This window comes from Salipiger mucosus DSM 16094, assembly GCF_000442255.1.
Lineage (GTDB): Bacteria > Pseudomonadota > Alphaproteobacteria > Rhodobacterales > Rhodobacteraceae > Salipiger > Salipiger mucosus.
This window is the reverse complement of sequence record NZ_KE557273.1, coordinates 482,653-489,441: the sequence shown is the minus strand read 5'-3', so window position 1 is coordinate 489,441 and position 6,789 is coordinate 482,653. Positions and strand designations below refer to the sequence as shown.

At 68.8% G+C, this 6,789-nt stretch carries 8 protein-coding genes; 1 reads left to right on the top strand and 7 read right to left on the bottom strand.

Features of this window, described 5'->3' with window-relative positions:
* From SALMUC_RS02450 to SALMUC_RS02430, 5 genes are all read right to left on the bottom strand, one after another.
* On the bottom strand, window positions 1-571 hold a 571-nt coding region (locus SALMUC_RS02450; protein WP_037370972.1), incomplete at its 3' end, for a polyprenyl synthetase family protein.
* Window positions 572-576: 5 nt separating this feature from the next.
* Window positions 577-828, bottom strand: a complete 252-nt coding sequence (locus SALMUC_RS02445; protein WP_020038842.1) for an exodeoxyribonuclease VII small subunit — start codon at window positions 826-828, stop codon at window positions 577-579.
* Window positions 825-1,751 carry a histone deacetylase family protein gene (locus SALMUC_RS02440; RefSeq protein ID WP_020038841.1) on the bottom strand — a complete coding sequence of 309 codons (927 nt, stop codon included), beginning with the start codon at window positions 1,749-1,751 and terminating at the stop codon, window positions 825-827. The genes SALMUC_RS02445 and SALMUC_RS02440 overlap by 4 nt, the downstream gene beginning before the upstream one ends.
* Window positions 1,752-1,892: 141 nt before the next feature.
* On the bottom strand, window positions 1,893-2,594 hold the full coding sequence (locus tag SALMUC_RS02435; protein ID WP_020038840.1) for a response regulator: 702 nt from the start codon (window positions 2,592-2,594) through the stop codon (window positions 1,893-1,895).
* Window positions 2,591-3,103 (bottom strand): MarR family winged helix-turn-helix transcriptional regulator, encoded by a 513-nt coding sequence (locus SALMUC_RS02430; RefSeq protein WP_020038839.1) that lies wholly within the window; start codon window positions 3,101-3,103, stop codon window positions 2,591-2,593. Before SALMUC_RS02430 ends, SALMUC_RS02435 begins: the two co-directional genes overlap by 4 nt.
* Window positions 3,104-3,275: 172 nt before the next feature.
* Between SALMUC_RS02430 and SALMUC_RS02425 the strand changes: the two genes are divergently transcribed.
* Window positions 3,276-4,145: a branched-chain amino acid aminotransferase gene (locus tag SALMUC_RS02425; RefSeq protein ID WP_020038838.1), complete on the top strand. Its 870-nt coding sequence runs from the start codon at window positions 3,276-3,278 to the stop codon at window positions 4,143-4,145.
* 95 nt (window positions 4,146-4,240) lie between these two features.
* On the opposite strand, the gene SALMUC_RS02420 is transcribed toward SALMUC_RS02425, so the two are convergent.
* Window positions 4,241-5,479: a PAS domain-containing protein gene (locus SALMUC_RS02420; protein ID WP_020038837.1), complete on the bottom strand. Its 1,239-nt coding sequence runs from the start codon at window positions 5,477-5,479 to the stop codon at window positions 4,241-4,243.
* Window positions 5,480-5,596: 117 nt separating this feature from the next.
* On the bottom strand, window positions 5,597-6,787 hold the full coding sequence (locus SALMUC_RS02415) for an ABC transporter permease (RefSeq protein ID WP_020038836.1): 1,191 nt from the start codon (window positions 6,785-6,787) through the stop codon (window positions 5,597-5,599).
* Window positions 6,788-6,789: the final 2 nt, after the last annotated feature.

Genomic DNA, 6,789 nt, shown 5'->3' with positions numbered 1-6,789 from the left:
CGCCCGCCTCGGCCGACCAGGCGATGAGCGCGCCGGTCTTGCCCGCCTGCAGCGCGGTGATCTCGTCGAGCGTCAGCGGGTCGGCGGCACGCTCGGCCGCCATGTCGAGCGCCTGCCCCATGACCATGCCGCGCGCGCCCGCCGCCCGCGCGAGGCTGAGGGCCAGCTCGGCGCGCACCGAGGCGTCGGGGTGGCCGGCGGGATCGCTGACCAGCTCGAAGCCCAGCGTCTGCAGCGCGTCGCCCGCGAGCACCGCCGTCGCCTCGTCGAAGGCGCGATGCACCGTGGGGCGGCCCCGGCGCAGGTCGTCGTCGTCCATGCAGGGCAGGTCGTCGTGCACGAGGCTGTAGGCGTGGATCGCCTCGATCGCGCAGGCCGGGCGGATCGCCGCCTCGAGCGGGACCTCGTGCAGGCGCGCGCCCTCGAGCACGAGGAAGCCGCGCAGGCCCTTGCCGCCCTCGAGCGCGTAGCGCATGGCGTGCAGCACCGGAAGGTCCGGCCATGCGGACAGCTCGGCGCGCAGGTGCGCCTGGAGGGCCCTGCCCGCCTCGGTCAACGCGGCTTGGAACATGGGACTCAGAGCCCCTCGACCGGCTTCGTTCCCGTGGGATTGCCCTCGGCGTCGAGGGTGATCGCGGCGACCTTCTCCTCGGCTTCCTTGAGCTTGGTCTCGCAGTGCGCGCGCAGCTTGGCGCCGCGTTCGTAGAGCGCGATGGACTGCTCGAGCGGCACCTCGCCGCGTTCGAGCTGGTTCACCACCTGCTCGAGCTCGCCCATGGCCTGCTCGAAGCTCATTTCCTCGACCGGTGTCTCCGGCGTGTCGCTCATAGTCCTGCCTCGATCAGTTCGTCCACATGCGCGCGCCCGCTCTCGGCCAGCGCGCCCAGATCATAACCGCCCTCCAGCAGAGAGACCACCCGCCCGCCGCAGAGGCGTGCCGCCCGCGCGCAGAGTTCGCGGGTGAGCCAGCGGTAGTCGTCGGTGCTCCAGGCCAGTTGCGCCAACGGGTCGTCCTGGTAGGCGTCGAAGCCCGCCGAGAGGATCAGCAGGTCGGGCGCGAAGGCCTCGAGCCGGGGAAAGACGAGGCGCTCGTAGGCCGCGCGCATCTCGGCGCCGCCGCTTTCCGGCGGCAGCGGCAGGTTCAGGATGGTGTCGTGCGCGCCGCGCTCGGTGGCGGCGCCCGAGCCGGGCCAGAGCGGCATCTGCTGCGACGAGACGAAGAGCACGCGCGATTCGTCCCAGAGCAGGTCCTGCGTGCCGTTGCCGTGGTGCACGTCGAAGTCGACCACAGCGACCCGCTGCAGCCCGTGGTGGTCGAGCGCGTGAAGCGCCGCGATGGCCGCGTTGCCGAAGAGGCAGAAGCCCATGGGCGTCTCGCGCTCGGCGTGGTGGCCGGGGGGGCGCGTCGCGCAGAAGGCGTTCTTCACCTCGCCGGTCAGCACCGCGTCGACCGCGCGGATGGCGCCCCCGACCCCGCGCCGCGCGGCCCGCATGGAGCCGGGCGAGAGCCAGGTGTCGCTATCGAGCTGGCGCTGCCCGCGCGCCGGCACGGCCTTGTCGACGCGGTCGATGTAGCGCTGCGGATGGGCGCGGCGCAGGTCGGTGTCCTCGGCCTCGGGCGCGCTCATGCGCACGAGGTCGAGCCCCGCCAGCGCGTGCAGCAGGTGCTCGAGCCGTGCGCTGCGCTCGGGGTGGCCCATGGGCGTGACGTGGTCGAGGCAGTCGGCATGGGTGACGAGGGCGGTGGTCATGTGCGGACCTCCCTTGGGATAGTCGGAGCCGCGCGGGGCGTTCCGGAGGGGCGTTGAGGGACAAGAACGCGAATGGCGGCGGCGGACAACCCCGACCGCGTCACGGTCGTGTGGCGGGGCCGGTCAGGGGCCGGTCGGCGGCTAGTCGGGGGCCAGCATGTAGCCCGAGCCGCGCACCGTTTGCAGGTAGCGCGGCTGCTTCGGGTCGCTCTCGATCTTGCGGCGCAGGCGGGTGATCTGCACGTCGACCGCGCGTTCCTGCGCCTGCCCCTTGTCGCGGCCCAGTTCCTCGACCAGCCGCGAGCGGCTGAGCGGCTCGCCCGGGCGGCCCGAGAAGATGCGCATGAGCTGGCTTTCGGTGGCCGTGAGGCGCACCATCTCGTCGCCGCGCCACATCTCGCCGCGTTCGATGTCGTAGCGGATCGGGCCGAGGCCCAGCAGCTTGGGCTGGGCTTCGTCTCCGGCGACCTCGGGCATGCGGCGCAGGATGGCGTTGATGCGCAGCAGCAGTTCCTTGGGCTCGAAGGGCTTGGCGAGGTAGTCGTCGGCGCCGGCCTCGAGCCCCTTGATGCGGTCCTCGGTCTCGCCCCGCGCGGTGAGCAGCAGGACCGGCGTCACCGAGCGGGAGCGGATGAAGCGGGTGAGGCTGATCCCGTCCTCGCCCGGCATCATCACGTCGAGCACGATGAGGTCGAAGTCGAGCCCCGCCAGCAGGCGCCGCGCATGGGCCGCGTCGCGCGCCGCGCTCACGAGATAACCGTGACGCATCAGGAACTTCTGCAGCAGGCCCCGGATGCGTTCGTCGTCGTCGACGATGAGCAGGTGAGCGTCGCAGTCGCTCATCCGCGGCTCTCCCGCAGGCGGGTGAACTGGCGGTGCATCTCGGGCTCCATCATCGCCTCGAGCACGCGGCGGAAGCCGGCGACGGCCTCGGGGCCGGCCTGGCGGTAGGCAGCGCGCATGCGGGCGCGCTGCGCGTCCGAGAGGCGCTGTTCGAGGTCGCGGCCCGACTCGGTCAGGTAGAGGTGGCGTTCGCGCTTGTCGGTGCGGCCGATGCGGCTTTCGACGAGGCCGTCGGCCACCAGCGTGCGCAGCACGCGGTTGAGCGACTGCTTGGTCACGCCGAGGATCGACAGCAGATTGTTGACCGTGGTACCGGGCGCGCAGTTGATGAAGTGGATCGCCCGATGGTGCGCCCGGCCGTAGCACATCTCCTCGAGGATGCGGTCGGGATCGGCGGTAAAGGCCCGGTAGGCAAAGAACATCGCCTCGATGCCCTGCCGCAGCTGTTCGTCCGTGAGATAGAGCAGCGATTCGCCGCCCTGGACCTGTGCACCCGATGCATCCGCCATGATCTCTCCCGATCCACAAAATGCCGCGTTTTTCCGCACTTTAAGTCAGCCTTATTGACATTCCAAGCACCAACTGCTAGCGAGTCGCACATTTTGCGCAATTATATGTCCGATGCGGACGTATTGGGCGCAACAAACGTAAACGCGGCAAGCGCCTGTTAGGAGAGACGAGATGGAAGGGGCTTACGACGATCGTGATGGCAAGATCTGGCTGGATGGCCAGTTCGTGGATTGGCGCAGCGCGAACGTACATATTCTGACCCACGCCCTGCACTACGCCAGCTCGGTCTTCGAGGGCGAGCGGGCCTACAACGGCCAGATCTTCCTGTCGCGGAAGCACTCGGAACGGCTGCATTATTCCGCAGGCCAGCTGGATTTCGAGATCCCCTACTCGGTGGACGAGATCGAGGCGGCCAAGGCGGCGGTGCTCGAGGCGAACGGGTTCACCGACGCCTACGTCCGCGCGGTGGCCTGGCGCGGCGCGGGACCGGACATGGGCGTCGCCTCGCAGCGCAACCCGGTGCGGCTGGCGATCGCGGCCTGGGAATGGGGCAGCTACTACGGCGATGCCAAGATGAAGGGCGCGAAGCTCGACATCGCGAAGTGGAAGCGCCCCTCGCCCGAGACGGCGCCGAGCCATGCCAAGGCGGCGGGTCTCTACATGATCTGCACCATGGCCAAGCACGCGGCCGAGGCGAAGGGCTGCGGCGACGCGCTGATGTTCGACTACCGCGGCTACGTGGCCGAGGCGACGGGGGCGAACATCTTCTTCGTGAAGGACGGCGAGGTGCACACGCCCAAGCCCGACTGCTTCCTGAACGGCCTGACCCGCCAGACCGTGGTGGGCATGCTGGAGGAGCGGCAGGTCAAGGTGCACGAGCGCCACATCATGCCCGAGGAACTGGAAGGCTTCGAGCAGTGCTGGCTGACCGGCACCGCGGCAGAGGTGACCCCGGTCGGGCAGATCGGCGACTACAACTTCGAGGTCGGCGCGCTGACGCGCGAGATCGCGGAAGGCTACGAGACGCTGGTGCGTCGCTGAGACAGGGCGCCCCCGGCGGCGGGGGTGTGGTGCAAAGTCTTGGAAGAAATTTGAGGGGCGCCGGCCGATGGCCGTGCGCCCCTTTCGCTGCCCGGTCACGCCATGGCGCGCAGCATCGCGGTGTTGCTCTGGATCACGGTGTTGAGCTCGACGATGCGGGCGAGCCGCGCCTCGATCTCGTCCTGCCCGGCGTCGAGCTGGTCGACGATGCCCGAGAGCGAATCCCCCGACCCGTTCAGGGCCGCGCTTTCGATCTTGCACATCATGCGCGTCGAGCTGAGGCCGGTGACGTAGCGCTTCATGTCGAGCACGCTGCGGCCCAGGCGGGTGCCCTCGGTCTCGACGACCTTGAGCGCCTCGGTGGCCAACGCGTTGTAATTGGCGGCCTCGGCCACGAGGGTGTCGCGATCCTCCAGCAGGGCGGTCTTGTCGGGGGCGCCCTTCATGTCCTCTTCGAAGAGCATCGACATCTCGGTCTGCAGCGCCGCCGCGCAGACGAGGAACTGGCCCCGGCGGATCGCCTCGCGCATGCGGACGTAGGTGCTGTCCTCGCCCTGCATGAAGCCGCGGACCCAGCTGGCCATCTCGTCGAGCATGGAGCCGTAGTTGACCGAGATGGCGCTGATCGGCCCGCCCGCGTTTTCGAGCCGGGAGGCGAGGATCCGCATGTTCATCGGCACCGTGCGGATCGCCTTGATGATCTCGGTCATGTCGTCGGTGTCCTGCCGGACCTGGCCGATCGTCTCGGCCAGGGTCAGGAAGCGTTGCTGGCGCTGGTCGAGGGTCAGGCTGCAGCGGCGCGCGCGTTCCTGAAGCTCGGTCGCGAGCGCGCGGGTCATGAAGCCGGGATAGTGCTCGAACCCCTCCGCGACCAGGATCTCCTCGAGGCGCTGCGCGCTTTGCGCGGGGGTGACACTGCCCTCGCGCTCGGCGCCGAGCAGCTCGGCGTAGATCGCCTGCACCCGCGTGAAGAGGTCCGAGTGCGGCTTGACCCGGACGGAGATATAGCCGCCCCGAAGCGGCCAGGCGACGGCCAGCACCCAGTAGAATCGCCCGTCCTTTGACCGGTTCTTCACGTAGGCCGCGACCTGCTTGCCGCTTTTCAGCCGCTCCCAGTAGAGGTGAAAGACCCCCTTGGGCATGTCCGGATGGCGCACCAGCTTGTGCGGGGCCCCCTTGAGTTCCGACCAGTTGAAGCCGGAAATCCGCCGGAAGACGGCGTTCCCCTCGATGATCACGCCGCGTTCGTCGGTGCGGGAATAGAACAGGTCGCGCGCGTCGAAGGGCACCTCGCCCCGGGTCTGCGTGATCAGTTCGGGATCGTGTTGGGACATGCCGGTCGCCTGTCTGCTGGAGCCATCTGCCCGGACAATGCGGCGACATGGGTTGCCAAAAGATGAAGGCCCGTCGGTTTTTCCGCGGGCCTTCGAAAGGGTCGGCGTGGGCCGGGCTCAGCCGGGGCTCATGCCGCGCAGGCGTTCCGAGCGGCGCCGCAGCAGTTCGACCGTCGCCAGCAGCAGGATCGAGATCGACACCAGGATCGTCGCCGCCGCGAGGATCGTCGGCGAGATCTGCTCGCGCAGGCCGGTGAACATCTGCCAGGGCAGCGTCTGCAGCTCGGCCGAGCCGATGAAGAGCACCACGACCACCTCGTCGAAGGACGTGATGAAGGCGAAGAGGCCGCCCGAGATCACGCCGGGCAGGATCAGCGGCATCTGCACCCGGAAGAAGGTGGTCACCGGGTCCGCGCCCATGTTCGCCGCGGCCCGCGTCAGCGAGCGGTCGAAGCCCACCAGCGTCGCGGTCACGGTGATGATCACGAAGGGAATGCCCAGCACCGCGTGCGCCAGCACGATGCCCCAGTAGGTGCCGACGATATTGATCTTCGAGTAGAAGAAATACATGCCCGTGGCCGAGATGATGAGCGGCACGATCATCGGCGAGATCAGGATCGCCATGATCGCGCGCTTGCCCGGAACGTGCGGCTGGCTGAGGCCGATGGCCGCCAGCGTGCCAAGCCCGACCGAGATCAGCGTCGCCATCGGCGCGATCTTGACCGAGTTCCAGACCGCGCTGGTCCATTCGCTGTTGGTCAGGAAGTCACGGTAGTGCTTGAGCGAATAGCCCTCGGGGTCGAAACGCAGCATCTCGGGGGTGAAGGTGAAGAAGTCCTCGGCGTTGAACGAGAGCGGCATCACCACGAGGATCGGCGTGATCAGGAAGACGAAGATCGCCCCGCAGATCACCCGGAAGGAATAGTGCCAGAGCACCTGCCCGCCGGTCAGGTAGGGCACCAGCTTCTCGCGGTAGCGACCGTAGCCGACCCAGTAGGTGAACCAGCCGAAGAACCAGCCGAAGAGACCGCCGACCACGAGGCCCGGCACGCCGCCCAGCAGCAGGCCCGCCAGCGCGAAGAGCACGATCAGCCCCCAGCGCAGGGGCTTCTCGCGCGCCTCCGGCAGCAGCTCGACGCAGAGGTAGCCGATGGCGGCCATGATGATGGCGCCGGCCAGGATGCCGATGAGCACCGAGCCGTTGGCGGCGCCCACGAAGATGCCCGCGAAGGCGCCCGCGCCGGCCAGCACCGGCAGCGTGAAGGAGGCCGGTTTCTTGGCGATGGGGGTGAGGATCAGTTCGCTCATGG

Excerpts from the sequence above, each read along its gene's own strand:
- SALMUC_RS02445 (WP_020038842.1), bottom strand. The coding sequence starts at position 828 with ATGAGCGACACGCCGGAGACACCGGTCGAGGAAATGAGCTTCGAGCAG.
- SALMUC_RS02440 (WP_020038841.1), bottom strand. The coding sequence starts at position 1,751 with ATGACCACCGCCCTCGTCACCCATGCCGACTGCCTCGACCACGTCACG.
- SALMUC_RS02435 (WP_020038840.1), bottom strand. The coding sequence starts at position 2,594 with ATGAGCGACTGCGACGCTCACCTGCTCATCGTCGACGACGACGAACGC.
- SALMUC_RS02430 (WP_020038839.1), bottom strand. The coding sequence starts at position 3,103 with ATGGCGGATGCATCGGGTGCACAGGTCCAGGGCGGCGAATCGCTGCTC.
- SALMUC_RS02425 (WP_020038838.1), top strand. The coding sequence starts at position 3,276 with ATGGAAGGGGCTTACGACGATCGTGATGGCAAGATCTGGCTGGATGGC.
- SALMUC_RS02420 (WP_020038837.1), bottom strand. The coding sequence starts at position 5,479 with ATGTCCCAACACGATCCCGAACTGATCACGCAGACCCGGGGCGAGGTG.
- SALMUC_RS02415 (WP_020038836.1), bottom strand. The coding sequence starts at position 6,787 with ATGAGCGAACTGATCCTCACCCCCATCGCCAAGAAACCGGCCTCCTTC.